The sequence below is a fragment of the Bradyrhizobium sp. HKCCYLRH3059 genome (genome assembly GCF_051168035.1).
Taxonomy (GTDB): Bacteria; Pseudomonadota; Alphaproteobacteria; order Rhizobiales; family Xanthobacteraceae; genus Bradyrhizobium.
Genome location: NZ_JBNPUF010000005.1, coordinates 15119 through 41053 on the forward strand (window position 1 = coordinate 15119; position 25935 = coordinate 41053).

17 protein-coding genes are annotated in these 25935 nt (G+C 66.4%); 6 read left to right on the forward strand and 11 right to left on the reverse strand.

Annotated features, from left to right (window positions below):
- Positions 1 to 156: 156 nt before the first annotated feature.
- From ACQR13_RS16645 to ACQR13_RS16660, 4 genes are all read right to left on the reverse strand, one after another.
- Positions 157 to 2256: a S9 family peptidase gene (locus ACQR13_RS16645; RefSeq protein WP_434842300.1), complete on the reverse strand. Its 2100-nt coding sequence runs from the start codon at positions 2254 to 2256 to the stop codon at positions 157 to 159.
- An 8-nt stretch (positions 2257 to 2264) separates the two neighbouring features.
- Positions 2265 to 3452: a pyridoxal-phosphate-dependent aminotransferase family protein gene (locus tag ACQR13_RS16650; RefSeq protein WP_315828376.1), complete on the reverse strand. Its 1188-nt coding sequence runs from the start codon at positions 3450 to 3452 to the stop codon at positions 2265 to 2267.
- Between the two features lie 155 nt (positions 3453 to 3607).
- The gene (locus ACQR13_RS16655) at positions 3608 to 4333 is read right to left on the reverse strand and encodes a thermonuclease family protein (protein ID WP_315716988.1); all 726 of its coding nucleotides are present in this window, start codon (positions 4331 to 4333) and stop codon (positions 3608 to 3610) included.
- Positions 4334 to 4535: 202 nt separating this feature from the next.
- Positions 4536 to 6260 (reverse strand): hypothetical protein, encoded by a 1725-nt coding sequence (locus ACQR13_RS16660; protein WP_434862996.1) that lies wholly within the window; start codon positions 6258 to 6260, stop codon positions 4536 to 4538.
- Between the two features lie 430 nt (positions 6261 to 6690).
- On the opposite strand from ACQR13_RS16660, the gene ACQR13_RS16665 reads away from it, so the two are divergent.
- Entirely contained in the window at positions 6691 to 7551 is an 861-nt protein-coding gene (locus ACQR13_RS16665; protein ID WP_315750742.1) for a caspase family protein, read from the forward strand.
- Positions 7552 to 7800: 249 nt separating this feature from the next.
- On the opposite strand, the gene ACQR13_RS16670 is transcribed toward ACQR13_RS16665, so the two are convergent.
- On the reverse strand, positions 7801 to 8679 hold the full coding sequence (locus ACQR13_RS16670; RefSeq protein ID WP_315716991.1) for an efflux RND transporter periplasmic adaptor subunit: 879 nt from the start codon (positions 8677 to 8679) through the stop codon (positions 7801 to 7803).
- Between the two features lie 200 nt (positions 8680 to 8879).
- On the opposite strand from ACQR13_RS16670, the gene ACQR13_RS16675 reads away from it, so the two are divergent.
- Positions 8880 to 9857: a L,D-transpeptidase family protein gene (locus ACQR13_RS16675; RefSeq protein WP_316196186.1), complete on the forward strand. Its 978-nt coding sequence runs from the start codon at positions 8880 to 8882 to the stop codon at positions 9855 to 9857.
- A 435-nt stretch (positions 9858 to 10292) separates the two neighbouring features.
- Here the strand turns inward: ACQR13_RS16675 and ACQR13_RS16680 are convergent, their stop codons facing one another.
- From ACQR13_RS16680 to ACQR13_RS16705, 6 genes are all read right to left on the reverse strand, one after another.
- Complete coding sequence (locus ACQR13_RS16680) at positions 10293 to 11036, reverse strand: hypothetical protein (RefSeq protein ID WP_316201951.1); 744 nt, start codon at positions 11034 to 11036, stop codon at positions 10293 to 10295.
- 10 nt (positions 11037 to 11046) lie between these two features.
- The gene (locus ACQR13_RS16685) at positions 11047 to 12531 is read right to left on the reverse strand and encodes a restriction endonuclease subunit S (protein WP_316201952.1); all 1485 of its coding nucleotides are present in this window, start codon (positions 12529 to 12531) and stop codon (positions 11047 to 11049) included.
- Positions 12528 to 14018: an N-6 DNA methylase gene (locus tag ACQR13_RS16690; RefSeq protein ID WP_316201953.1), complete on the reverse strand. Its 1491-nt coding sequence runs from the start codon at positions 14016 to 14018 to the stop codon at positions 12528 to 12530. The genes ACQR13_RS16685 and ACQR13_RS16690 overlap by 4 nt, the downstream gene beginning before the upstream one ends.
- A gap of 12 nt (positions 14019 to 14030) precedes the next feature.
- Positions 14031 to 17411 (reverse strand): type I restriction-modification system endonuclease, encoded by a 3381-nt coding sequence (hsdR, locus tag ACQR13_RS16695; RefSeq protein WP_316201954.1) that lies wholly within the window; start codon positions 17409 to 17411, stop codon positions 14031 to 14033.
- A 507-nt stretch (positions 17412 to 17918) separates the two neighbouring features.
- On the reverse strand, positions 17919 to 18119 hold the full coding sequence (locus ACQR13_RS16700; protein ID WP_315828373.1) for a hypothetical protein: 201 nt from the start codon (positions 18117 to 18119) through the stop codon (positions 17919 to 17921).
- Positions 18120 to 18179: 60 nt separating this feature from the next.
- A complete protein-coding gene (locus ACQR13_RS16705; protein WP_434862997.1) occupies positions 18180 to 18986 on the reverse strand; it encodes an N-acyl homoserine lactonase family protein in 807 nt (268 codons plus the stop codon).
- 351 nt (positions 18987 to 19337) lie between these two features.
- On the opposite strand from ACQR13_RS16705, the gene ACQR13_RS16710 reads away from it, so the two are divergent.
- From ACQR13_RS16710 to ACQR13_RS16725, 4 genes are all read left to right on the forward strand, one after another.
- The gene (locus ACQR13_RS16710) at positions 19338 to 20882 is read left to right on the forward strand and encodes a caspase family protein (protein WP_316202015.1); all 1545 of its coding nucleotides are present in this window, start codon (positions 19338 to 19340) and stop codon (positions 20880 to 20882) included.
- A 130-nt stretch (positions 20883 to 21012) separates the two neighbouring features.
- Positions 21013 to 21690 (forward strand): OmpA family protein, encoded by a 678-nt coding sequence (locus ACQR13_RS16715; RefSeq protein WP_316201956.1) that lies wholly within the window; start codon positions 21013 to 21015, stop codon positions 21688 to 21690.
- 160 nt (positions 21691 to 21850) lie between these two features.
- Positions 21851 to 22777 carry an efflux RND transporter periplasmic adaptor subunit gene (locus ACQR13_RS16720; RefSeq protein WP_315750750.1) on the forward strand — a complete coding sequence of 309 codons (927 nt, stop codon included), beginning with the start codon at positions 21851 to 21853 and terminating at the stop codon, positions 22775 to 22777.
- Entirely contained in the window at positions 22777 to 25926 is a 3150-nt protein-coding gene (locus ACQR13_RS16725) for an efflux RND transporter permease subunit (RefSeq protein WP_316201957.1), read from the forward strand. The genes ACQR13_RS16720 and ACQR13_RS16725 overlap by 1 nt, the downstream gene beginning before the upstream one ends.
- The last annotated feature ends 9 nt before the right edge of the window (positions 25927 to 25935 follow it).

The window sequence follows — 25935 nt, forward strand, 5'->3', positions numbered from 1 at the left end:
ATACTCCGCTGTCGTCCCGGCCTTGAGCCGGGACCCATAACCACAGGCGGTTGTGATGACGAGGGACGTAGCTCCAGCGCGCTCAACAATTGCCGCCGGTGGTTATGGGTCCCTGCGTTCGCAGGGACGACATTGGTGTTCAGGCGCGATCATGGCTCAAACGCTCCGATCTGCCAGACCCACCGCCCATAGCGCGAACGCGTAGACGATCGCGACCTCGTCCAGCCGGTTGAAGCGGCCGGAGGCGCCGCCGTGGCCGGCGCCCATGTTGGTGCGCAGGAGGACCGGCCCGCCGCCGGTCATCGTCGCGCGCAGCCGCGCGATCCACTTTGCAGGCTCCCAATAGGTGACGCGCGGGTCGGTCAGTCCGGCCATCGCGAGGATCGCGGGATACTCCTTGGCGGCGACGTTGTCGTAGGGCGAGTAGGACAGGATGGTGCGGAAATCCTTCTCGCTCTCGATCGGGTTGCCCCATTCGGGCCATTCCGGCGGCGTCAGCGGCAGGGTATCGTCGAGCATCGTGTTCAGCACGTCGACGAACGGCACCTCGGCGACGATGCCGGCGAACAGCTCGCCCGCGCGGTTGGCGACCGCGCCCATCAGCATGCCACCGGCGCTGCCGCCATGGCCGACGATGCGCCTGGCGCTGGTGTAGTTCGCCGCGATCAGCGCCCGTGCACAGGCAGCGAAGTCGTCGAAACTGTTGGTCTTCTTCTCGCGCTTGCCGTCGAGATACCAGCCCCAGCCCTTGTCGGTGCCGCCGCGGATATGGGCGATGGCGTAGACGAAGCCGCGGTCGACCAGCGACAGCCGGTTGGCCGAGAACGAGGCCGGCATCGCATGGCCATAGGAGCCGTAGCCATAGAGCAGCAGCGGCGCCGAGCCATCGGCGTTGAGGTCGCGCCGGTGCAGCAGCGACACCGGCACCTCGGCGCCGTCCTCCGCCTTGGCCATGATGCGCGTGGTGACGTAGTCGGCCGGATTGTGCCCGGACGGAATCTCCTGGCGCTTGCGCAAGGTCTTCGCGCGCGTCACCATGTCGTAGTCCCACACCTCCGACGGCGTCGTCATCGACGAATAGGCAAAGCGCAGATTGGTGGTGTCGAACTCGTAGGAGCCCATCGCGTCGAGCGAATAGGCGCCTTCGTCGAAGGCGATCGCGTGCTCCTCGCCGGATGCGAGATCGCGGATGACGATCGACGGCAGCGCATTGGCTCGCTCCAGCCGCACCAGGTGCCCGGCATACAGATCGTGGTCGAGCACGTAGATGCCGGCGCGGTGCGGAATGAGGTCGCGCCAGTTGGCGCGCTCGGGCGCAGACAGCGGCGCGGTGACGATCTTGAAGTCGATGGCGCCGTCGGCATTGGTCAGGATGAACAGCTCATCGCCGCGATCGGCGATCGAATATTGCACGCCGTTCTCGCGCGCGGCCACGAGGCGTGGCGGCGCCTCGGGAGCGTCGAGATCGATCAACCGTTGTTCGGACGTCTCGTGGTCGCCGCCGGCGATGACGCAGAACCGGCCCGACGTCGACTCGTGCACATGGGTGAACCAGCCCGTGTCCTTCTCCTCGTACACCAGCGCGTCTTCGGCCTGCCTGGTGCCGAGCTTATGCCGCCACACCTGCATCGGGCGGTGATTGTCGTCGAGCTTGACGTAGAAGAAGCTCTTGCAATCGCGTGACCACACCACACCGCCGTCGGTCTCCTCGACCACGTCGTCGAGATCGTTGCCGCTATCCCAGTCGCGGACGCGGATGGTGAAATATTCGGAGCCCTTGGTGTCGGCGCTCCAGGCGACGCGCTTGTGGTCGTGCGAATGCCGGCTGCCGCCGAACTTGAAATAGTCGTGGCCTCGCGCCAGCGCATCACCATCGAGCCCGATCGTCTCCGCCCCGCCGTTGCGCGGCGTCCGGCAGAACAGCTCGTGCTGGCCGCCCTCGCGATACTTGCGGAAATAGGCGTAGGGCCCGTCCGGCGACGGCACCGAGGAATCGTCCTCCTTGATGCGGCCGCGCATCTCCGCGACGAGCTTCTTCTGCAGCGGTGAGGTGTGGCCGAGCACGGATTCCGCATAGGCGTTCTCGGCCTCGAGATAGGCGCGGATATCAGCATCCAGCAGCGACGGATCGTGCAGCACCTCCTGCCAGCGCGCGTCTTTCAGCCACGCATAGTCGTCGCTTACGGTGATGCCGTGACGGGTGAAGCTGTGCGGATGGCGCGGCGCCACCGGCGCCTTGGTGCTCAAGTCGGTCATGTCGTCCTTTACGGGGTCACGCTCTCGCCGAGCCATTGGATCGCGGCGTCGAGGCCGCCGCGGCCGTGCGGAATCTTCAACGCCACCAGCGCCATTTCGATCACGCCGAGCGTGCCCAGCACCATCGGCGCGTTGACATGGCCCATATGGGCAATGCGGAACGCCTGGCCCTGGAGATCGCCGATCCCGGTGCCGAGCACGACGCCGCACTGCTCCTTGCAGTAGGTCTGCAACACGGCCGGATCATAACCTTCGCCGACCAGCACAGTGGTCACGGTGTTGGAGCGCTCGGCGGCGTCTTCGATGTTGAAACCGATCACCTGGCCCTCGCTCCACTTCGCCACCGCGCGGCGCACGGCCTCAGCCAACAGCTCATGGCGGCGGAAGGCGTGCGGCAGCCCTTCGGCGAACAGCATGTCCATGGCCTGGCGCAGTGCGAACAGCAGATGCACCGGCGCGGTGCCGCCATATTTGCGATAGTGCTCGGTGCCCTCGCGCTCGCTCCAGTCCCAATAGGGCGTGCGCATGTTGGCGCGCTTGTGCGCCTCGAGTGCGCGGTCATTGGCGGCGACGAAGCCGAGACCCGGCGGCGTCATCAGGCCTTTCTGCGAGCCGGACATCGCGACGTCGATGCCCCAGGCATCCATCTCGAACGGCATGCAGCCGAGCGAGGCCACGGTGTCGACCATGTAGAGTGCCGGGTGGCCCGCGGCCTTGATGGCGCGGCCGATCGCCTCGACGTCGTTGACGACGCCGGACGCCGTATCGATCTGCGCCACCACGATCGCCTTGATGCTGTGCTCCTTGTCGGCGCGCAGCCGCGCCTCGACCTCGGCCGGCCGCACCGCGCGGCGCCAGTCGCCGCGGAGCACTTCGACCTCGGCGCCCATCGCGCGCGCCGCATTGCCCCAGCCGATCGCGAAGCGGCCGCTCTCCAGCACCAGCACCTTGTCGCCGCGCGCCAGCACGTTGGAGAGCACCGCCTCCCAGGCGCCGTGACCGTTGGCGATGTAGATGTAGGTCTTGCCCTTGGTGGCGAACAGCCGGCCGAGATCGGACATGATGCCGTCGGTCAGCTCGACCATCTGCTTGGAGTAGATGTCGAGCGCGGGGCGGTGCATCGCCTGCAGCACCTCGTCGGGCATCGTGGTGGGTCCCGGGATGGCCAGAAACTCCCGGCCCGCGCGAACGGTCATTGTCAGTGTCCTCGGCGATGTGGTTTGGCGGTTGAGGGTGGTGACGGGCTCTCGCACACGGCCGGCCCATGGTCGTTTTACGTGGCGCGGCGCATTAAGAAAAGCCGGAGAAGCCGGGGGGCTGGCATGCCCCGGCAGGCCGGCGGGTCGGGCCGTCAGCGCCTCGTTTCGCGGCAGCCGGCGGCCTCGGCCTCCTCGACCGAGCAGAACCAGCGGGTGCCCTTGGCGACGTGCATCTTGATCTGCGCGTACCAGCGGCTCTGCGGCGTGTGATAGATGCACTCGCCGGCGCCGTTGACATTGCCCTTGATGGTGCAGTCCGGCGAGGGCGCGACCGGGCCCGAGGCCGAGGCGAGCAGGATTTTGCGCGCGCCCTCCGGCGGGTTGGTGGCCCCGAGGATCGCAGTCTTCTTGTTGCGCACGCGCCAGTCCCATGGCGCGATGAACGCGCCCTGCCACATGCCGGCCTTGGCTGCGCGCGCCTCCGCCTCGTCGGGCTCGTAGTCATGCGAGAGGGTGCGATAGGCCAGCGCCCAGCCGCTGCGCACCAGCCATTTCTGGATGTCCTCGCCATCGACGTCGCAGCGCGCGACCTGGCGGCCGCGGCGGTCGATCGAGCGCGGATGGCAGGTCCAGCTCTTGCCGTCGACGTACTTGATCAGCTCGTCACGCGCCGCCACGCCGCAGGTCCAGCGCTCGCCGTTCTTGTTGAGGCAGAGCTGGTCCACGGAGGGCGCGTCGATGCCGCCGAGCCGGATGCGGGTGGTCCCGATCGTGATCCCATCGGCCTCACGGATCTTGGGAATCCCGGTGATGTCGGCCGCGGACGCGACGGAGGGCAGCAGCAGGAGGAGCGCAAGCAAAGCTGGTTTCATCGACATCAACGGGCGCGGGTCGTCCTTGGGGATGGGAAGGCTGGAGCAATTGTGCGGCGGATCGGCCCGCGGTTCCAGCGCCGTGATTGGCTGAGCCGCTCAACTTCGCGCGATGGCGGGCTGAGAGAAGGGCGACTCGAGCTATCACCTCGACGGCAGTGCGCTCCCTTTCCCGCAAGGGGGAGGGGAGCCGACCGCCATCACTCCCTCACCGCACGACGACCCGCCGCGCCAGCGCCAGGCCCATCAGCACGAAGGCAGATGTCACCTCGGGGCCGCCGACCAGGATCCGGGTCGGGGTCTTCATCTTGTTCCACTCATAGGCGCGGTACGGATGCCGCCGGCCACCCTCGCCGAACGACGTCACGATGCAATGCACTGCGGGCGCGAAGCTCGCCGCAGCGCCGCCGAGATGGCCGAGCGCGATCAGCGCCAGCGCGGCGTCGAACGGGTTCATCTCGCGGCCGACCAGCTCGTCCTCGACATAGGCCAGCACGCGCAGGCGAATGAGCTCGAACGCGCCGTCGGGATCGATCGCCTGCCGCGCCGCCGGCGGCAGCGCCATGAAGGCGTGGTAGCAGCGGCCGAAATAGGCGCAGTACAGCTCCGGCAGATAATAGATGTGCGAGCGGGGGTCGGCGAAGGCGCCGCTCAGCACCAGCCGCTGCTGGAAGCCGACAATCCGCCTGACGACGTCGAGCCGGGCTTGCGTCTCCAGGATCTGCCAGCGCCCGAGATTGCGGAACGATACCTCGAGCACGTCGAGGTTCAACGTCGGATCGAGATCATTGCCGTAGGGCCGCTCGCCGGCCAGGCTGTCGATCCAGGTCGCGACACCGCCCTCATAGTCGATGTTGTCGTTGATCGGCACCGTCACGCGCGGCTCGTTGCCGCCGGCGCGCACCTGGTAGCCCGCATAGAAATCCAGCAGCGGCTGGCTCAACATCGGATCGTCCGAGCCGGCCTGCGTCGCCGCCGAGAACGAGCACGCCGTGGTGTCGCAATCCGGCACGTAGACGCCGAAGCCGAGGTCCTGCTTGATCTGGGTGAAGAAGCGCGAGAAGCGCGGATGCGGCGGCGGCGCCAGCGCGGTGACGACATTGTAGCTCTTGCCGTCGGCGCCGCGCACCTCCTCGCGGCTGATGGTCAGGCAGAACTCGACCATGGCGGCGATGGCGCTGCGCGCCGCGCTTGTCTGCTCCGATGACGCGAGGCCGGTCTCCAGATAACTCAGCAGCGCCTCGGTGAAGAACGCGTCGTAATAGGCCGAGCGGTGGCGGATCTGCACCGGCCCCCACATCGGCTCGGCGATGCCGCGCCACGGCGGATTGATCACCGCGGCCGCCGGCGATCGCGCGATGAAGACGCGGGCGAGGTTGAACAGCAAGGTCGAGTTCTTGTAGCCGCGGGCGTCGAGCCCCTGCAGCGCCATCTTGACCTCGCGGCCCTTCATGTCGGGATCGCCGATCAGGTTGAAGGCGGCATAGGTCGGGATGAAGCCATTGCGGCTGAACGAGCCGAGCAGATCGGCGCCACAGGCCCGGATCACGCGATCGACCTCGCCGGCCGGCGGCATGGCCGCCGCCGCAGTCCGGCGCGGCGGGGCAGGGTGGTGCAAGGCGACGCTGTCGACCAGATCGGCGACGGGGCGGCCGACCTGCTCCCAGTCCGGCGTCGGATTGTCGCGGGCAAGAACCAGCGCGTCGCGCAGCGCATTGAGAACAGCGGGATCGTTCAACTCGGGCAGGCCGGCACGGCGCAGCAATGCGCGCAGCGCCGGGTTCCCGAGCGCGGTCCGGTAGAATTTCGACAGATGCGGGTCGCCGCTGCCGGGCCGGCGCAGGATGGGATCGCAGACCTCGTACAGCGAGGGCCCATCCTTCCGGGCCGTCAGTGCGCGACAGGCCGCGCCGGCGAAATACTGGAAACTCAAGCGAGGACTCGCGGGTTGTCGAAGGCGGGACGAGCGGCATGCGTTGCTCGAGACGCCCGGCAAACGGCGCGTCACGCGCATGCATCGGGCAAACTGACACGCTGGACGGCCAAAGACAACGTGACGGCGGTCACGGCGCGGGAGGCGGATTTGGCGGCAATGTGGTCTCCCGGCGGTCCGTCCGGGGCCGTTTGGAGATCGCCGTCATGGTTAAATTTGCGTTTCTCTTCAAGTGCTTGAAAAGTCAATGGTGTTCCGATGTTGCTTGGGACGCGGGTTCGGGTTAAGCCTTTCTTCGTTGCGGCGCCGCAATTTGCGCGCATTGAGACGACACATCGTCTCGCAACCCCTCAAACCTCAGAGGCGCCAGCGCGACCAAAGGGTGCACCCCTTTGGCATCGATGGGCAGGCTCGGACCAGGATTGACGTGATGACCGCAAGGCAGCCTTCTCTTTCCCGCCGATCGGCCGTGATCGCCGCCGCGCTTCTCTGCACGGTGTCGCTCGCGATCGGCGCGCATGCTGCCCTGAACAAGCGTTCGCTCGAGGCGCCCAAGGCCGCGGCCTCCGAGCAGAGCAGCGTGGCGACCGGCAACGGCGCGCGCCTCGCGCTCGTGATCGGCAATGGTCACTATCCCGACGCCAACGCGCCACTCGTCCAGCCGATCAACGATGCCCGTGCACTGACCGGCGCGCTGCGGCGCGACGGCTTCGACGTCGATGTCGTCGAGGATGCCAACAAGGACGACATGGCCCGCGCGGTCGAGCGCCTGAAGGCCAGGATCAAGCCCGACTCGGTCGTGATGCTGTTCTTCGGCGGCTACGCCATCCAAGCCGGACGCGAGAGCTACATGATCCCGGTCGACGCCAAGATCTGGCGGGAAGCCGACGTACGCCGCGACGGCACCAGCATCGAGCGCCTGCTCGATACCGTCCGCGAGCAGGGCGCGCGCGCCAAGCTGGTGGTGATCGACGCCGCCCGCCGCAATCCCTATGAGCGCCGCTTCCGCGCCTATTCGCACGGCCTGGCGCCGATCAATGCGCCGGCCAACGCCCTGATCCTGTCGTCGGCGACGCCGGGCAAGGTGCTGGACGATCCGAAGGGCCAGAACAGCGTGCTGGTCACCGAGCTGCTGAACCAGCTCGGCAAGAGCCCGAGCGCCGAGACCGTGTTCAACAAGACCCGCAACGCCATCGCCCGCAGCTCCGACGGCGAGCAGGTGCCGACCGTGTCATCCTCGCTGGTCGAGGACATCCGCTTCAGTGCCGACGTCGCCAACGCCGGCAGCTGAGCTTAGCCTGTCCCGCGCCTGAGATGCTCCGCCCTCTCGGCGGCCTCCCACCCTCCCCTGGAGGGGGAGGGTCGCCTCACGGCGAGCGAAGCGAACCGTGGGGCGGGGTGGGGTGATCTCTCCACTTGCGCCGTCATCTCTGGCTCCACCCCACCCCGCCGCACGACGCTGGCGCGCCGCGCGACGACCCTCCCCCTCCAGGGGAGGGTGGGGCCGCGTGCCCCTCAGACCCCTGCGGCGTCGCGTCTTTCAATTGCTCGCCATCACCGGCCGCACCGGGTCGCCCTCGCGCAGCAGCGCGCCGGCGCGGGTGACGACGACGTCGCCCTCGGCGAGGCCGTCGCGGATCTCGACCTGGCCGCCGGCCATCAGGCCGATCTCGACCCGCTTGGTCTCGATCCGCTGAGCCCGGACCACCTGCACCACCGTGCCGTCGGGATCGTACAGCACGGCGGTCAGCGGCACCGCGACGCCGCAGCTCTGGCCGATCTTGATCACGGCGCGGCCGAACGAATTGACCAGCAACCGCGCCGTGCCGGTGATGCCGATGAAGGCCTGGCCGAGCTGGCTGTTCGGCTCGACGGTCGGCGCCACCCTTCGGATCTTGCCCTCGACCTCGCCGGCCCCGACGATGCGGATCCGCGCCGTCTGGTTGACCGCGAGCTTGCCGAGCTGGGCTGATGGCACCAGGCCGACGAGATCATATTCGTTGCGGGCGAGAATCGAGAACAGCGCCTCGCCGCGACCGGAGGCGAACGCCCCGATGGTGGCGCTCGACGACAGGATGGTGCCCGCGACCGGCGCCTGGATCATGATCGTGCCGCCCTCCGGCGGCGTCAGCCGCGCCAGGTTCTGTCCGGCCGTGACGGTGTCGCCGGCATCGACCAGCACCTCCGCGACCTTCAGGCCGGGACGATCGGGCCTGACGGCGGTCTCGTCGCGCGCCAGCACCATGCCGGACACCTCGACCGTGTTGTCGAAGCAGGCCTTGGTCGCCTTGAGCACGCTGACCGCGGCGCCCTTCGGCGCGCCGTCATCGGCTGCCGCAGCCTGGATCATCGCCAGCAGGCCGGCGGCGGCGAGCATCGGCATCCGGCGCATCGTGGCGGCAATTGCGGCATGTCCCATCCGAAACCGATCCTCGCGAACCCAATTCATTGCACGGCTGTCGCCGGGATAGCAGACGTGCCGCCGCCGGGCCAGCCGACCCGCGTCCCTGGTAGTCGCGCCAGGATGCCGCGACGTTCAGCCGATGGTGCCGAACTTCTCGGCCGGGTCCACGTTGACGCTGCCGAATGTCAGCCGTCTTTCACCTGGGACTCACGACCATGCTTCGGCTCTGGATACCGCTTCTGCTCTGCGCCGTCGTCGTCACGCCTGCGGTCTCCGCCGAGCTCACCGCCGACGCCGTCAACAGCGCCGAGCTGCGCAAGCGGCCGCCTGCCGAGGAGAAGATGGATCCGGTGGCGATCCGCGCCCAGGTGCTGCTCGATCGCGCGCATGTCTCTCCCGGCGAGATCGACGGCCGCTTCGGCGACAATGCGCGCAAGGCGCTCGCCGCGTTCGCGCGCGCCAAGGAGCTTGCCGGTGATGCGAAGCTGACGCCCGAGCTGTGGGAGGCGCTGCTGCGCGGCGACCAGGCGCCGGCGATCGTCTCCTACACGATCACTCGTGACGATGTGAAAGGGCCGTTCCTGAAGAAGCTGCCACAGCACATGGAGGACATGAAGGACCTGCCGGCGCTCGGCTACACCTCGCCGCGCGAGGCGCTGGCCGAGAAATTCCACATGAGCGAGGCGCTGCTGTCGGCGCTCAATCCGAAGGCCAGCTTCGACAAGGAGGGCGAGCAGATCGCCGTCGCCAATGTGATCAGGCCGGACGAGAAGGCGCCGGACATCATGCGGCTCGACATCAGCAAGGACGCCGGCACGGTGCAGGCGTTCGACCGCGACGGCAAGCTGGTGGCGGTGTTTCCCGCCACGGTCGGCAGCGACGAAAAGCCGACGCCCGACGGCACCTTCAAGGTCACCTCGCGGGATGCCGATCCCAACTACCGCTACAATCCGGACTACGAGTTCAAGGGCGTCAAGTCGCGCAAGCCGTTCACCATCAAGCCCGGCCCGAACAACCCGGTCGGCGCCTATTGGATCGGCCTGTCGGTCGGCAACGGCTACGGCATCCACGGCACGGCCGAGCCGTCCAAGGTCGGCAAGTCGGAGTCGCATGGCTGCGTGCGGCTGACCAATTGGGACGTGCGATTCCTCGGCGACCACCTGGCGAAGAAGGCGAAGGTGGAGCTGCATTGAGCGGGTGTGCGATCCCGCTCGCTTGAACTGCAGCAGTGTGTGATCTGCCGAGCGGCGTCGGTAACCTCCGCTGTCGTCCCGGCGAACGCCGGGACCCATAACCACAGGGAGTAGTTCGGGGCAGGCGTGTAGTTAAGAGAGATCGCTTCCACGACCGCCGCGGCGTATGGATCCCGGATCGGCGCCCCGCCGCGCTGGCGCGCGTCGCAGCTTGTCCGGGATGACAGCGGTGGGTGGAGATCACAGCGGAGCTCCTCGCCAACGCCTTCGACGAAGTGCGTAGGGTGGGCAAAGGCGCGCGTCCGACGCTTTTGGTTTGATCCGCGATGCAACGCGCGCCGTGCCCACCATCATATACGTGCGGCCTTGCCGCTTGCGGATCTAGCTCCCTCCAATGACCAAGGTAGACGACGCCAAGGCAAACGGGCGCGATCGTCACGAACCGAAAAGCAGCATGGACGCTCGTTCCCACGGTAGCACGGACCGCGCAGCCGAGGCCCGCGTCTGCTTGCGCGTCCCGGCGCGCTCCATCCGCGCGATCGCTAAGCGAACGATTTCTGGATCTTCGCCGGCCGCCTCGTTGAGCCAGACAATGATATTGCCGTTGTTCAGTCGCTGGTAGACGGACCGTGCATCGACGTCCCAATTGGCGCGGCCATAATAGCCCGGGCCATCGTACTCCTTCAGCCATCCAATCCAGTGATCCCTGTGCGTCTCGTAACCGCCCTTCGACAGCTTGTCAGATTGCGGCGTCGTCGCTGGCAGCCGTTTGACGGCGCGAAGCAACTCGGGGATCTCGAACGATCGGAACTCGAACAGCAACCAGGCCAGCCGCTCCCAAGGCAGGATCTGGCGGACAATCTTCGCCAGCATTTGTGGATGATCGGCGCCGGGGCGGATAGCGCGTAGCGCCTGTTCGATCAGCTCCGGGTCGACGCCAGCCGCTTCGTTCAGCCAGATGATGGCGGGGCCGCTGTTCAGGTGTTGATAGACGAAGCGCGCGTCACGGTCCCAGTCCGAGCGGTTGTAATAGCCGGGCCCGTCATAGCCATCCAGCCAGCCGAGCCAGCTTTCCCGGAGCTCACGGTCGGTGCTTCCGAACTCGCGGTTCGTCTGCCGCGCGGTTCCTTTCAGGTTCTCGATGGCTTCGCGAAGCCTCTTGATCGAATAGGAGCGCATGGCAAGTTTCTCAAGCCTTCGCAGAACGGGAGGCCACTGCGCGGCGGCCGCGTGGCTGCCGGGGCTCTGTCGCCGCCGCCGCGCGCTGCGCGCGGATACGCTCCAGCAGGACGCTGGCGGGCTCGTCGTTCGGGTCCTGCGGCACCAGCTCGCCCTTGAACGCCTTGGTCAGGATCGCCGCCTCCAGCCGGTCGAGCAGCGCGCGGGCGCGCGCCACTTCGGCTTCGAGGCGGTCGGCATGTGAGAGCGCTTTCTTGATCCGTGCAACGATTTCCTTCTGTTCCTCGATTGGAGGAAGCGCAATGTGGAAGGCCCGTATCTCGGGGAAATAGATCGTTGTGTGAGTCGATCCCATTCCGAAACGGCGGATGTCTTCGCCTTCGGCCATCAGGGCGTACATCAGATAGTCGGGCAGCAACGCCTCAGTGCAGGTCCAGGTCGCGAAATCCTGGCTGGTGGCCATGCTCTTTGCCATGATTGTCACATATCCAACCGATGCCGTTCGCGACAAGCAAACGGTGCCCGGCGGAAGCAGGCGCGCCGACGAATTGTTCAAGCCGGCCTGTGAGATCGTTTGTATCGTTGATTCGATATGCCGGCCGTGATGAGCGCCTGCATCGCGAATGCCGATCCAGGCTATACCCCCGTCCCAATAGGACGGCTCGGATCGGCTCGGTGTGTGTCCGGTTTCCTGCTTTGCGACCCGCAAAAGTGACACCCATTTCCAGCCTTCCGGAAGGGAGGTGCCGGGATCATTGACTGACAATCCGGCCGTGCCGGGAATGATCTTGTCGGTCGCATCGCGTCCGCCGCGGCCTTGCTGCGGAGCAGGAACATCACGGAGCATCTGTTCTGTCGAATCGAAGCCAGCGTTGTCGCTTCGCCAGTCCGCGGTGAACCTTCCTGTAACACCAGAGCGCAAGATGGAGGTCTTCTGACGTTCGAGAAGTTTCGGCACCCGATCCAGCTCCGCCCGCGCGCGGGCCAAGCGCGCGAACAGCGCATCCAGCTTGGCGACGATGCGGCGCTGTTCGGCCGCAGGAGGCAATTCCACAGCTATTCGTTGAAGCGCCACCTGCGGTAGGTGCTTGATTGTTGTTCCTGTCAAGAATTCTGAAAATTTGTGTTTGACTGCGAAGTGTCGAATATAGTTAGCAACATAGTCCGGCTGTATCTCGTCAAGAACGCGCACCCTGTGAAGTGCCTTCTGAAAGATCAGCTTGCGCTTGCCTTGATGCCACACGGCGCATCGGCCGGGTTCTCCGCCCTCGCAGATAAAAATGTCACCATTTCTGATTTCTAGATCAGACAACTCTGTCGGTGATGCTCGCATTTCCAAGAGATCAGATAGATCAAACGCTCCCCAACGAACATTAATATTTCGCAGGTACGGAACCGACTCTCCTTTGTTCTTTGCTGCATCCAACATTTTTCCAAGTTTTGTATCGGCGAACGCGGAGATCGTCGATCGAGCCCACCCAATCGGCAAAGTCACTCCGCCGCCTCCTCAACGTCGGTGGACAAGGTCGCCTCAATGCTCAGTTGCTCCGATAGCGCTTTGATCTCCTCCAGTGCGGCCGATAAATGAACTTCGATTGCTGCCGCAATATCCTCCGGTGCTTCGAGCCCGTCCTCGGCAGCACCGCTCTCGTCCTTCAACCAAGTGATATCGAGATTATCGCCACGCCCTGCGATCTCGGCACGCGTGAAACGGCGGAAACGCCCCTGTTCGCCCTGATCTTTCCGCTTGGCGCGACCGTAAGCATCGTCACCAAACGAGGCGACGAAATCGCCGAAATCCGACAGCTTCAGTGGATTGGTCTTGCCATAGGCCGGCGCGCTGGAGCGCATGTCGTAGATCCAGACCGCCTCTGTGGCATCTTTCGCAGGAGCCTCCTCCGTGCTCCGGGCGAAAAATAGCACGTTGGTTTTGACGCCCTGCGCGTAGAAAATGCCGGTCGGCAGCCGCAGGATGGTGTGCAGATCGCACCAGTTCATCAGGCGCTGGCGGAGCTGCTTGCCCTTGCCGTCGTCGAACAGCACGTTGTCGGGCACGACGATCGCCGCGCGGCCGCCGGGCTTGAGCGCGCGGATGCAGTGCTCGACGAAGGGGAGCTGGTAGGACGAGACACGGTCGGTGATGGTGAGGTCGTCGCGCGTCGGCGGGCCGCCGGCCGGGCCGAATGGCGGATTGGTCAGGATCAGGTCGGCGTTCTTGAATTGCGGCTCTGCGCCCCGCGGCGACAGCGTGTCTCCGAGAGCGAGATACTCCGGATCGATCTTGTGCAGATGAAGATTCATCAACAGCAGGCGGTAAGTATCCTGCACGTTCTCGATGCCGCGCAGCGCCTGGCGGAGCTGGAACGCTGCCTTGCGTGGGTTATCCGCCAAGTCGTGATAGTCGTCGTTGGCTGCACGCATCATGTGATCAGCGGCAATCAGGAAGCCGCCGGTGCCGGCGGCCGGGTCCTGGATCACTTCCCCGATCTGCGGCTGCATCAGCCGGACCATCACCTCGATCAGCACGCGCGGGGTGAAATACTGGCCGGCGCCGCGCTTGGTCTCCTCGGCCATCTTCTGGAGCAGGCCCTCATAGGTGTCGCCGAAGGCATCGCGTTCCTTGCTGAACCAGTGCAGGCCGTCGATGGCGTCAATCAGCCGGCGCAGATTGACCGGCTCGCGTATGACTGTTGCGGCGTTCTGGAAGATGGCAACCACGGAGAGGTCGGCCCCATTCTTCGGGTCGCCGAGATCGATCAGCGCCTGCCGGTAGCGCTGGAGCACCTCGGTCTCCGGCGCCGACTTCAGCGCGCCCCAGCGATATTGTTCCGGGATGCGGCTCTCGTCCTTCTGCTCCGAGGCCATCTTCAGGAACAGGAGATAGGTCAGCTCGGTGACGTATTGCTGGTAGGTGACGCCGTCCTTGCGCAGCATCGCGCATAGCCGCCACAGCTTGTTGACGAGATCGGTTGCTGGATTCATGTCCGTTCCATCTCAGGCGACGTGGTGGTCCCAGATCGCGCCGTTGAGGTCCTTCAGGATGTCACCTAGCCCGTGATCGAAGGCCTGATCAATCACCTCGAAGCCACCATGCTGTGCAAACAGCGGATCGGCGAGGAGGGCGGGGTCGCCGACCGGCTGCGCCTTCAGCGAACGGCCGATCCGCTCGAGCCAGCGCCTTTGCGTCGCCGTCCAGGGCCGGCTGGCGAGAATGCGCTGAACGCCGTTCTCGACGCGGGTGGCGTAGGGCACCAGGGGATCGCCGAGCGCGGCCTGGCGCACGAAGCCGATGATGTGGGCGGCGATGTCGGCGTTGCGCGCCCGGCCATAGGCCTGGCGCAGATTGGCTTCGGAGAAGCCGTTGGCGTCGAGCAGGACGGCGAGTTCCTTCAGCTCCTTGCGGGTCAGCTCGCGCGGCTTCTGGGTTGCGGCGATCAGCGCCGGCGCCACGTTCATGTTGGCCTTCACGAAGGTCTCGAAACTCTCGATATAGTCGGCCGGGCTGGCGCGGCCGCCGAAATCGTCCTCGACGCTGACCAGCTCGTCCGGATGCTCGGAAATGTAAGTGCCGTCGCGCGGGCGGTTCGGGCTGGAATTGTCGAGAATTCCGGCGAGCAGCGGGTGCTGCCTGAACAGCGCCAGCGTCTCGCCCGGCGGCGCGTCGCGCAGCCGGTCGGGCAGCGCGGCCAGCGGGCCGAGCACGGTCTCCAGGGTCTCTCGCTCAGGACCTTCGATGTATTTCAGCCGCTGGCGCAGCTTGACCACGATCTGGTCGCGGACGAAGGCGCGGTCCTCCTCGGTCGCGGCACGTTCGAGGTCGCCGACGAGGGTTGCGAACGACAGCGCGGGGTTGACCACCACCGGCCGCATGTCGCTGAAATCCTGGAGGTTGGCGTAGATGTCGACCGCGTCGAAGATGCGGAAATACTCCTTGCCGATCTCGTCGCAGCGCCGCGTGGCGCGGCCGATCATCTGGTCGTAGAGGATGCGGCTGTTGACGCGGCGGACGAACACGAGGTTGGTGATGGCGGGCACGTCGATGCCGGTGGTGAGCAGGTCGACGGTGACGACGTATTTCGGCCGGGGATCGTTCTTGAACGCCTTGATGCGGTCCAGCGGCTTGTCGATGCGTCCGGTGATCTTCTCGACCAGATCGTGCGGCTGCGGGCCGTATTCCTCGGCCAGCGCATCCTGAAGCGCCTTGACCAGCGTGTCGGCGTGATCGTCGCGGCTGGCGAAGATCAGCGTCTTGCCGCGCTCGCTCGGCGGACATTCGCGCGCAATCGCATCGGCGACAGCCCGGTTGAAGGGGCGGGTCAGCACCTTCTTGTTGAACTCGGCGACCTCGAAATTGACCTGGTCGTCGAGATTGAACAGGTCGATCTGGCCGGTGCGGGGATCGATGATGTTGACGTCCTCGCCGGCCTCGAAGCTGATGCCGGTCTGGCTCAGCGCCGTGGTGATGCGCCGCGGCGGCCGGTGGTCGATCAGGTAGCCGTCGATGACGGCCTGCCGGTAGCCGTAGTGGAACACGGCCGCGCCGAAGATCTCGCGGGTGTGCAATGCCGGCGTCGCGGTCAGAGCGATCTTGGTCGCGTCGAAATAGTCGAGCACGCGGCGATAGGCGGATAGATAGTCCTCGAGATTGCGGAAGCCGAGATCGTCCTCGCGCAGCTCGGCATCGAGCGTATAGCCGCGATGCGCCTCGTCGACGATGATGAGGTCATAGGTGCCGGGCGTCGGCCTGGTGACGTCGGGGTCGTCGAAGACGCGGCGGATCATCGCCTGCACGGTGGCGACCTGGACACGGTCGGTGGCCTCGGGAAACTTCTTGGTGAGATCGGCGACCGGGAACACCTGGTCGAACTTCAGGAAGCCGGCCGTGTCGGTCGTGCTCATCGCATCCAGCGTCTGCCGCCCGAGCGCATTGCGGTCGACCAGGAACAGGATGCGGCGGAAGCGCTTCCGCCGCAGCAGCTCGTACATCAGGGCGATGGCGAGCCGGGTCTTGCCGGTGCCCGTCGCCATCGCCAGCAGGATGTTCTTCTGGCCCGCGGCGATGGCGGTCTCCACCGCCGTGATGGCATCTGTCTGATACGGCCGCAGGCCGGTGACGCCGAGCTCGCGCTCGGCCAGCGCATCGAAATCCTCGGTCTGCTCCAGCCGTTCGGTGAGGTCGCGCGGCGCGAACCATTCCGGCAGCGCGCGGGGATTCCCGCCGGTCGGGCGCGCATCCCAGAACCAGATTCCCGACTTGGTCTCGAACTGCTTCACATAGGGCCGGCCATTGGTGACGAACAGGAACGGCACCCGGAAGCGATCCAGCCCCTGCGGCCACGGGCTGCCCGGAAGGGTCTCGTCCGGCAGCAGGCGGATGTCGCGGGCGTAGCGCTTGGCCTGGCCGAGCCGGCCGGGCACGTCGGCGATGCCCCGCTTGGCCTCGATCACGCCGACGCAGCGGCCGTCGATGAACAGGGCGTAGTCGACCGGGCCGCTGTCGGTCGGCCATTCGGCGATGGCGATCGCCAGCCCCGGCTGCGGGCGTGTTCCTGCGGCGTGCCGCAGCGTCGGGGTGTCGACGGTCCAGCCGGCCGCGCGGAGCTGCTCGTCGATCAAGAGCCGCGTCGTCGCCTCGTCGAGTTCGACCTGTTGCGCCTGCCGGTTGGCGAGTTGCGCCAGCAGATCGAGCTGCTGCGGGGATGCTGCTTCCGCCGCAGCCTGGGCCGCCTTCAGCGCGGCTTCGGTCTTGCGCAGCCCGGCCTCGGTCTCGGCGGCGTAGGTCTCCCAGAACTCCTTGTCCTGCCGGATGGCGTCGGCCTCGGACAGTGCCTTCAGCCGCGCCTCCTCGGCATCACGCAGCTTGAGCCGCGCCTTGGCTGCTTCGTCGGAGCTGGCGCCGACCTGCTTGCGCAACTCCTCCAGCTCGGCCGTGAGCGCGGCCGTGGCATCGACCGGCGGCCGCGGCGGCACGAACGGTCCGGCCTTGAAGTTCGGCTTGCCGCCATAGCTCTGGTAGAACCAGACTGCGGCGCTGCGCGCGATCTTAAGCGCGAACAGCGCATTCGCCGGCGTGCCGACGTCCTCGTGGACCGCCTCATTGCCGAGCCGCTTCAGGTTGAACAAGAGATCGGCGATTTCGCGCGGCAGGATCGCGCGCAGCCGCAAGGTGCGTAGCACCTCGTCGAAACTGACGTTGCTGGACGGCAGCAGGCCGTGGCGGGCGGCGACCTCCTTGGCGAGGAATTCGGCGAGCTGCCGCAGCTTGATCAGTGTGGAGGGGGCGTCATCGACGAAATAGCGTTCAGCGAGCGCGCCGAGCCTGGCCAGCCGCTCGTCCTGGCCGCTCAGAAAATCGAAATTGCTGGATGCCCCCATCGCGGCCAAATCGTCTCATCGAAATACCGCTCAATCCTTGGTCGCAAAAGACGAATTTGTCTAGCCGTTTCAAGCTGATTTGCCCTGTCCAGATCTTCTGCAAAAAAGAAACCGCTTGCGCCGTCGGGCAAATCAGGTGGAGACTTCCGCCCGTCCCGCCTCATTGAAGAGGGGCGCTTTCGCGAACGTCACGACGCGTTGAGGTGGGATGCGATGGCCGCGGCGGGGCGCAGCGTGAGAGCACGCCGACGTACGCCATGCTGCGGACGGTGAAGTCGCAGGGTCCTGGCCTCCCGACGCTGAGGTCCGCGCGGCGCGCGTGATGCGCGCGTCGTCGCCACGGTGACAAACAAGCCGGTCACCGAGGAGACTGCGTATAAATCGTAAAGCCATCGCGCAGGGAGGGCCGGGTCATTCCGGCTGTACCTGTGGTTCTGCCGCCTGCATTTTTTCTCGCAGGCGGACCGCAGGCCTCAGCCGAGGCCTGGCTCTCCCTGCGCCCTCTGTTCAGAAGAGGGTGTCTCGATGAGTAAAGCTCGGACGCGAAACGCGCCGCGAGACCGAAGTGTCATGTTCGCGCGGCGCTTCGTCGATCACCCGCGCAGGCGGGTGGTCCAGTACGCCGCGGCCGTGGTGATTGAGCCTGTCCGTCTCGGAGTCCTGGATCGCCCGTTCGAGCCGGGCGATGACGGCGAAGAAAATCAGCACCGCCTCGGGATGGCGGAAACGATGCTCATTCCTGTCACGTCACTTGGTCCTGCCGCGCCGCTATCTCGCAAACGACCGAGACGGCGCCACATGCAGTGCGTAGGCATCGGCCGCCTCGCTCACGCGCGGATAGAGTTCGGTCACCAGCGGATCGTGGCCCGGAATGAATCGATCCGGATGCCCGGCGAGGCGCTCGATGATCTCCCAGCCCTGGATCATGTCGCCGATGTTGAGCACGATCGGAAACGGGCTGCGGCGCTGCAGGTTGGCGTAGTAATGCGCGGCGTCGGAGGCGAGCACGACCGGGCCGCGCGCGGTGTCGACGCGCACCACCTGCAGCCCGTCGGAATGGCCGCCGACCCGGTGCACGGTGACGCCCGGCGCGACCTCGCCGTCGCCGTTGTGGAAGGTGACGCGCTCGCCATAGACGTGGCGCACCATGGTGGTGACGTGCTCGACCGTGAACGGGTAGCGCAGCATGCCGTTGCACATGCAGCGTCCGGTCGCATACGCCATCTCGCGCTCCTGCAGGTGAAAGCGCGCGTTCGGGAAGCGGTCGAGATTGCCGGCGTGATCGTAGTGCAGATGGGTCACGATGATGTCGCGGATGTCGGCGGCGTCGACGCCGAAGGACGCGAGCGCATCGATCGGATCGCGCGTCAGGGTGCGATGGCGGATCTCGGCCTCCGCGGCGTTGAAGCCGGTGTCGACCAGGATGTCGCGCCCGTCACGGCGGATCAGCCACACGAAATAGTCGAGGTCCTGCGCCGTGCTGTCGTGCGGATCGGGCTGCAGGAAGTTCATGTGCGGCGTGCGCGGCGACATCGTCGCGTAGCGCAGCGCGTAGATCTCGGCGGCGTTCCCCATAATGGCCTTCTCGTTGGTTGGGCGCGGCCACCATCGAGCCATCGGCAGGGATCGAGGTCAATCGCATCGAGGTCAATCGCGGTGCTCGTCGAACCGGACGCTGCGCTGCCGCGACACAGCGTGAGGCATCTCACATTTCAAGCCATTGGGATCGTTGCATGGTCCGCTCGTGTCATGGCCCGCAGCTCGCAAGAGGCTCCTGCGGGCGGTCGCCGCCTCAGACGATTCGTCAACCTCTGCAAGCGGTTGACGTGCCGTCACGGCGATTTGATAATGCCTGACGCGTGGGATATGGTCGCCGCGGCGCAAGCTGGACGGCGCCTGATTGCTGACCGCTGGACCGCCATCGTGATGACTTTCCGCCTGCTGTTGCCGCTCGGCCTGATGTTCTCCGTCGCGTTTTCGGCCGTTGTCTCCTGGCCCGCGCACGCGGCCGGCGACCGCTTCGCCCTGGTGATCGGCAATGCGAAATATCCGGATGCCGAGGCGCCGCTCAAGGAGCCGGTCAACGACGCCCGCGATCTCACCGACGAGTTGAAGCGTGACGGTTTCAGCGTCGAGACGCTGGAAAATGCCGGCGGCGACGCGATGCGCCGCGGCCTCGATCGGCTCTATGGCAAGATCAAGCCGGGCTCGGTGGCGCTGCTGTTCTTCTCCGGCTACGGCATCCAGTCGAGCCGGCAGAGCTACATGATCCCGGTCGATGCGCAGATCTGGCAGGAGGCCGACGTGCGGCGCGACGGCATCGGCCTCGAGCAGGTGCTGCAGGAGATCAACAGCCGCGGCGCCGGCGTGAAGATCGCGCTGCTCGATGCTTCCCGGCGCAATCCCTATGAGCGCAGGTTCCGCACCGCCTCGGCCGGCCTCGCGCCGGTCATCGCACCGAGCGGTACTTTGGTGATGTACTCGGCGGCGCTGTCCGCTGTCGTGACGGATGGCGGGCGCGATCGCAGCCTGTTCGTGCAGGAGCTCCTGAAGGAGATCCGCGTTCCCGACCTCACCGCCGAGGAGACGCTGAACCGCACCCGCGTCGGCGTCACCCGCGCCTCGCGCAGCGAGCAGGTGCCGTGGATCTCGTCGTCGCTGGCGGAGGACTTCTCCTTCGTGCCGGGCAATGGCGTCAGGCCGCCGCCGGCCGAGAGCAATGCCGCGCCGGCGCCTGCACCTGCACCTGCGCCGACCCCGACACAGGTCGTGGTGGCGCCGCCGGTGCCGTCACCGCTGCCGCCGGCTCCGCCCGCGCCGCAGCCGACGCCGGTGCAGAAGGTGGACACCCCGTCGCCCGCGCCGGTTGCTCCGGCGCCGCCGGCGCCCGCGCCATCTCCCGTGATCGCGAACGTCGCGCCCGCCGCGCCTGCTGCGCCCGCGGCCCCAGCAGCGCCCGCGCAGGATCCGTTCGCCGAGGATCCGACGATCAAGAGCCTGAGCGCCAAGATCGCGGCCAATCCGGAGGATGCCGGCGCGCTGTACCGGCGCGGCCAGGTGTATGCGAGCAAGGGCGCCTACGCGCAGGCGATCCGCGATTTCGACGACACCATCCGAATCAATCCAAAGGACGTCGAGGCGCTCAACAACCGCTGCTGGGCGCGCACCGTCGTCGGCGAGCTGCAACCTGCGCTGCGCGACTGCAACGAGGCGCTGCGGCTGCGGCCGAATTTCGTCGACGCGCTCGATAGCCGCGGGCTGGTCAACCTCAAGAGCGGCGCGGTCAAGAACGCCATCGCCGATTTCGATGCGGCGCTGAAGATCAACCCGCGGCTGACGTCGTCATTGTACGGCCGCGGTCTCGCCAAACAGCGTAACGGCGCCGCGCAGGAGGGGGCGCTCGACATCGCCAACGCCAAGGCGATGGACCCCAACATCGTCCGCGAGTTCGAAGCCTACGGCGTGCGCTGATTTGTTGCGCGCGTCGGCCGGCCGGCTCGAACCATGCGGCAGGCCGGACCGACATAACAGCGAACAGCCGGGTGTCGCGCCGGGCGCGGCGGAGACCGGGACGATCAGTTCGCGTGAGGAGGGATTGGCAATGACCGCACCGAAAACGAATTCGACCATGACCGCCGGCCTGACGGCTCTCCTGGCCGTGACAGTTCTGAGCGCAGCCGCGTCGCTGAGCGCGATGCCGGCCTTCGCCGCCGATGATGTCAGTGAGGATCAGATCGTCCGCGCCCTGGCCGGGCCGAAGAGGCCGCTGACCCGGGGACTGTCGATGTCGCCGCCGTCGGAGGCCACACCCGCGGTCGCGCCGGAGCAGGACAAGTTCCTGCAGAGCATTCGCGGCCGCTCGACGCGGTCGCTGTCCACTGCCGAGCGCGAGGAGATCGCGGCGGTCGCCAAGACCAAGCCGAACATCGACCTCGAGATCACCTTCGACTACAACTCCGCCAACATCAGCCAGAAGTCGCTGCCGTCGGTGCAGGCGCTCGGCCGGGCGCTGACCAACGCCGAGCTGAAAGGGTCGACCTTCGTCGTCGCCGGTCATACCGATGCCGCCGGTGGCGAGGCCTACAATCAGGATCTCTCCGAGCGCCGCGCCGATTCGATCAAGCGCTATCTGGTCGAGAAGTTCGGCATCGCCGGCGCCGACTTGGTGACGGTGGGCTATGGCAAGAGCAAGCTGAAGGATCCGAGCCAGCCGCTCGCCGAGGTGAATCGCCGCGTTCAGGTCGTCAACATGCAGAGCAAGACGGCGGCGGCCAAGTAGCGCCGCGTCCATCAAGCGCCGTCGGAGGTCGCGTGGCCGGAGATCGAGGTGGCCGGATGCGTCCCGCAGGATTGCGGGGCGCATCGCCTTGTCGGAGCGCCCCGTGCCAAATTCGCAGCATCCATAACCCGCATCTCGCGCCGACCGGATCACCCTGCCGATGAAGCTGCCAAAATCCCTCAAGTCCGCGGCCAGTGCGGTCGTCTTCGTGGCCCTGTTCGCCGGCTATTACTGGTATGAGCATCGTCCCCATCACACCGCCGAGGAGCCGCCGATGCAGGCCCAGGTGCTGGTGACCAAGGCGGTGAAGGCCTGCTTCTCAGATCTCGTGCGCGTCACCGGCTTCGTCGTGGCCCGCCGCGAAGCGGTGGTCGGTGCCGATCAGGAAGGCTCGCGGGTCATCGACGTCCTAGTCAAGGAGGGCGACACCGTTACCGAGAACCAGGAGCTGGCGCGCCTGACGCCGTCACCGCCGCAGCCGGGAGCGCCGGCGGCGGCCGCGAACCGGCCGGTGTCGCTGCGTGCGCCGGCCGCAGGACTCGTCACCGAGGTCCGCACGATCGCCGGTGCGCCGGCCTCGCCGCAGGCCGGTCCGATGTTCCGCATCGCCGTGAACAACGAGCTGGAGCTCGACGCCGAAGTTCCGAGCGTTCATCTCCTGAAGCTCGGCACGGGCGCGCCGGTGCGCATCACTCGCGACAACCTACCCGACATTGTCGGCCGCCTGCGCGTGGTGGCGCCGCAGGTCGACCGGACCACGCAGCTGGGCCATGTGCGCATCGCGCTGACCAGCAATCCGTCGCTCAAGCCCGGCATGTTCGCGCGCGCCAATATCGATGCCCGGCGGAGCTGCGGCGTCGCCGTGCCCAATACGGCGATCGATCATCTCACCATCCAGGTCGTGAAGGGCAACACGATCGAGACCCGCCGGGTGCGGGTCGGCCTGGTGTCGGATACGTCGACTGAAATCCTCGACGGATTGACGGAGGGTGAAATCGTGGTGGCCGACGCCGGCAGCTCGCTGCACGATGGCGACCAGATCAAGACCATGTTTGCCGAAGACATCGATCGCACGCGGGTACGCTGATGGCACTGAACATTTCGGCATGGTCGATCAGGAACCCGCTGCCGTCGATCCTCTTCTCCATCATCCTGCTGATCCTGGGCTGGATGAGCTTCACCAAGCTCGCGGTCACCCGGCTGCCGAACGCCGACATTCCGGTGATCTCGGTCGCGGTGGCGCAGTTCGGCGCGGCGCCGTCGGAGCTTGAATCCCAGGTCACCAAGATCATCGAGGACGGCGTCTCCGGCGTCGAGGGCGCGCGCCACATCCAGTCGCTGATCACCGACGGCCTGTCGGTGACGACGATTACGTTCGCGCTCGAGACCAACACCGATCGCGCCATCAACGACGTCAAGGACGCCGTCACCCGGGTTCGTTCCGACCTGCCGCAGAACGTCACCGAGCCGCTGATCTCGCGCGTCGACAAGATCGGCCTGCCGATCGTCACCTATGCGGCGATCTCACCGGGCAAGACCCCGGAGCAGCTGTCGTTCTTCGTCGACGACGTCGTCAAGCGCGAGCTGCAGGGCGTGCGCGGCGTCAGCCAGGTCGAGCGCATCGGCGGCGTCGAGCGCGAGATTCTGGTCTCGCTCGATCCCGACCGGCTGCAGGCCATGGGTCTCACCGCCGTCAATGTCAGCCAGAGTCTGCGCGGCACCAATGTGGACGTCGCCGGCGGCCGCGCCGAGATCGGCAAGAACGACCAGGCGATCCGCACGCTTGCCGGCGCCAAGACGCTGAACGAGCTGTCCAACACGATGATTCCCTTGTTCGGCGGCGGCGAGGTCCGGCTCGCCGATCTCGGGACGGTCACCGACACGATTGCCGATCGGCGCACCTTTGCGCGCTTCAACGGCGAGCCGGTGGTCGCGCTTGGCATCAAGCGCGCCAAGGGCGCCAGCGACGTGGTCGTCGCCGCCGCGGTGCAGAAGCGCATCGACCAGGTCAGGGCCGCCCATCCCGACGTCGAGCTGAAGCTGATCGATACGTCGGTCGATTTCACCAAGGGCAATTACGAAGCGGCGATCTCGACCCTGTTCGAGGGCGCGATCCTGGCCGTCATCATCGTGCTCTTGTTCCTGCGCGACTTCCGGGCCACGGTGATCGCGGCGATCTCGCTGCCGCTGTCGATCTTTCCGGCCTTCTGGGCGATGGATATTCTCGGCTTCTCGCTGAACATGGTGTCGTTCCTGGCGATCACGTTGTCGACCGGTATTCTCGTCGACGACGCCATCGTCGAGATCGAGAACATCGTGCGCCACATGCGGATGGGGAAGTCGCCCTATCGCGCGGCGCTCGATGCCGCCGACGAGATCGGGCTCGCGGTCATCGCGATCAGCCTCACCATCATCGCGATCTTTGCGCCGGCGAGCTTCATGTCCGGCATCGCCGGACAGTTCTTCAAGCAGTTCGGCATCACCGTCTCGGTGCAGGTGTTCTTCTCGCTGCTGGCGGCGCGCTTCGTCACGCCGATGCTGGCGGCCTACTTCCTCAAGGACCACAAGCACGACGATCCGCCGCCGGGGTTCATCCTGCGTGCCTATCAGCGCATCGTGACGTGGTCGGTAAAGCACTACTTTGTCACGGTGCTGCTCGGCATCGGGATCTTCGCTGCCTCGATCTGGAGCACGACGCTGCTGTCGCAAGGGTTCTTGCCCGCGCAGGACGCGGCGCGATCGCTGCTCGCGATCGAGCTGCCGCCAGGCGCGCAGCTCGCCTACACCGAGAAGGTCACCGAGGACATCGTCGCGCGCCTGCGCAAGCGGCCCGAGGTCCGCAGCGTGTTCGTCGACGGCGGCCGGCTTCAGGGCGCGATGGAGGTTCGTCGCGCCGGAATGATCGTCAACTACACGCCGAAGACCGAGCGCAAGATCACCCAGAAAGAGCTCGAGCTCGAGATCACCAAGGATCTCGAAACCATTCCGGACATCCGTTTCTGGTTCACCGACGAAAATGGTCTGCGCCCGATCAAGCTGGTGCTGACGGGCTCGGATCCCAAGCTGGTCGACAACGTTGCGAGCGAGCTCGCCTCGCAGATGAAGCGGATTCCGATCATCTCCAACGTGGTGTCGGACACTTCGCTCGACCGGCCGGAGTTGCGGGTGCAGCCGCGCGCGGATCTGGCGGCACGTCTGGGCGTGTCGACCGAAAGCCTATCGCAGACGATCCGCGTCGCCACGATCGGAGATGTCGGACCTGCGCTGGCGAAGTATGACGCCGGCGGCCGGCTGGTCCCGATCCGGGTGCAGCTCGAGGACGCGGCGCGCAGCGACGTAAAGATCCTCGAACAGTTGCGGGTGCCGCTCGGGCAGTACGGCGAAAAGGGCGGCGTGCCGCTGGCCGTCGTCGCCGACATCAAGCTCGACCAGGGCCCGACCAGCATCAGCCGCTACGATCGCGGGCGGCAGGCCACCGTCGCCGCCGACCTGGTCGGACTTGCGGCGCTCGGCGATGCAACCAAGCAGATCGACGAGCTGCCGGTCAGAAAGAGCATGCCGGCCAGCGTAAAGCTGATCCCGTCCGATGATGCCGAAAGCTTGAACGAGCTGGCGTCGGGCTTCATCACGGCGATCACGGCGGGCCTGATGATCGTCTATGCCGTGCTGGTGCTGCTGTTCGGCACCTTCCTGCAGCCGATCACGATCCTGTTCTCGCTGCCGCTGTCGATCGGTGGCGCGATCGCCGCGCTGATGCTGACAGGCAAGCAGCTCACCATCCCAGTCTATATCGGCATGATGATGCTGATGGGCATCGTCACCAAGAACGCGATCATGCTGGTCGAGTTCGCGGTCGAGGCGATCCATGCCGGGACGAGGCGCGATGAGGCGATCATCGATGCCGGCATGAAGCGGGCCCGCCCGATCGTGATGACCACGATCGCGATGGTGGCCGGCATGATGCCGAGCGCGCTCGCGGTCGGTGCCGGCGGCGAGTTCCGCTCGCCGATGGCGCTGGCGGTGATCGGCGGGCTGGTGTTCTCGACCGTGCTGTCGCTGTTGTTCGTTCCGGCGATGTTCCTGGTGATGGACGATGTCGGCGCGTTGTTCGCCCGGCTTGGCCGCAAGCTGATCGTCTCCTCCGGCGATGCCGCCGACGAGGCGCAGTCCGGCCATGGGCCGGAGGCGGCGCATCAGCCAAAGCCGCCGCCGGCGATGTCGCCGGCAGCGGAATGACATGACGCG

Excerpts from the sequence above, each read along its gene's own strand:
- ACQR13_RS16645 (WP_434842300.1), bottom strand. The coding sequence starts at position 2,256 with ATGACCGACTTGAGCACCAAGGCGCCGGTGGCGCCGCGCCATCCGCAC.
- ACQR13_RS16650 (WP_315828376.1), bottom strand. The coding sequence starts at position 3,452 with ATGACCGTTCGCGCGGGCCGGGAGTTTCTGGCCATCCCGGGACCCACC.
- ACQR13_RS16655 (WP_315716988.1), bottom strand. The coding sequence starts at position 4,333 with ATGTCGATGAAACCAGCTTTGCTTGCGCTCCTCCTGCTGCTGCCCTCC.
- ACQR13_RS16665 (WP_315750742.1), top strand. The coding sequence starts at position 6,691 with ATGACCGCAAGGCAGCCTTCTCTTTCCCGCCGATCGGCCGTGATCGCC.
- ACQR13_RS16670 (WP_315716991.1), bottom strand. The coding sequence starts at position 8,679 with ATGGGACATGCCGCAATTGCCGCCACGATGCGCCGGATGCCGATGCTC.
- ACQR13_RS16675 (WP_316196186.1), top strand. The coding sequence starts at position 8,880 with ATGCTTCGGCTCTGGATACCGCTTCTGCTCTGCGCCGTCGTCGTCACG.
- ACQR13_RS16680 (WP_316201951.1), bottom strand. The coding sequence starts at position 11,036 with ATGCGCTCCTATTCGATCAAGAGGCTTCGCGAAGCCATCGAGAACCTG.
- ACQR13_RS16690 (WP_316201953.1), bottom strand. The coding sequence starts at position 14,018 with ATGAATCCAGCAACCGATCTCGTCAACAAGCTGTGGCGGCTATGCGCG.
- hsdR (WP_316201954.1), bottom strand. The coding sequence starts at position 17,411 with ATGGGGGCATCCAGCAATTTCGATTTTCTGAGCGGCCAGGACGAGCGG.
- ACQR13_RS16705 (WP_434862997.1), bottom strand. The coding sequence starts at position 18,986 with ATGGGGAACGCCGCCGAGATCTACGCGCTGCGCTACGCGACGATGTCG.
- ACQR13_RS16710 (WP_316202015.1), top strand. The coding sequence starts at position 19,338 with ATGACTTTCCGCCTGCTGTTGCCGCTCGGCCTGATGTTCTCCGTCGCG.
- ACQR13_RS16715 (WP_316201956.1), top strand. The coding sequence starts at position 21,013 with ATGACCGCACCGAAAACGAATTCGACCATGACCGCCGGCCTGACGGCT.
- ACQR13_RS16720 (WP_315750750.1), top strand. The coding sequence starts at position 21,851 with ATGAAGCTGCCAAAATCCCTCAAGTCCGCGGCCAGTGCGGTCGTCTTC.
- ACQR13_RS16725 (WP_316201957.1), top strand. The coding sequence starts at position 22,777 with ATGGCACTGAACATTTCGGCATGGTCGATCAGGAACCCGCTGCCGTCG.